Origin of the sequence: uncultured Streptomyces sp., from assembly GCF_947488945.1 — a bacterium.
In the GTDB taxonomy this organism is placed as follows: Bacteria; Actinomycetota; Actinomycetes; order Streptomycetales; family Streptomycetaceae; genus Streptomyces.
Map to the genome: position 1 here is coordinate 1 of NZ_CANLBS010000081.1, position 663 is coordinate 663.

Annotated in this window: 1 rRNA gene; it reads left to right on the plus strand. The window is 57.2% G+C overall.

The features are described 5' to 3' along the window. Positions 1-32: 32 nt before the first annotated feature. Positions 33-663, plus strand: a 23S ribosomal RNA gene (locus Q0994_RS33910); the annotation flags it as partial.

The window sequence follows — 663 nt, forward strand, 5'->3', positions numbered from 1 at the left end:
TTGAGAACTGCACAGTGGACGCGAGCATCTGTGGCCAAGTTTTTAAGGGCGCACGGTGGATGCCTTGGCACCAGGAACCGATGAAGGACGTGGGAGGCCACGATAGTCCCCGGGGAGCTGTCAACCTAGCTTTGATCCGGGGGTTTCCGAATGGGGAAACCCGGCAGTCGTCATGGGCTGTCACCCGCTGCTGAACACATAGGCAGTGTGGAGGGAACGAGGGGAAGTGAAACATCTCAGTACCCTCAGGAAGAGAAAACAACCGTGATTCCGGGAGTAGTGGCGAGCGAAACTGGATGAGGCCAAACCGTATGCGTGTGATACCCGGCAGGGGTTGCGCATGCGGGGTTGTGGGATCTCTCTTTCACAGTCTGCCGGCTGTGAGGCGAGTCAGAAACCGTTGATGTAGGCGAAGGACATGCGAAAGGTCCGGCGTAGAGGGTAAGACCCCCGTAGCTGAAACATTAACGGCTCGTTTGAGAGACACCCAAGTAGCACGGGGCCCGAGAAATCCCGTGTGAATCTGGCGGGACCACCCGCTAAGCCTAAATATTCCCTGGTGACCGATAGCGGATAGTACCGTGAGGGAATGGTGAAAAGTACCGCGGGAGCGGAGTGAAATAGTACCTGAAACCGTGTGCCTACAAGCCGTGGGAGCGTCGC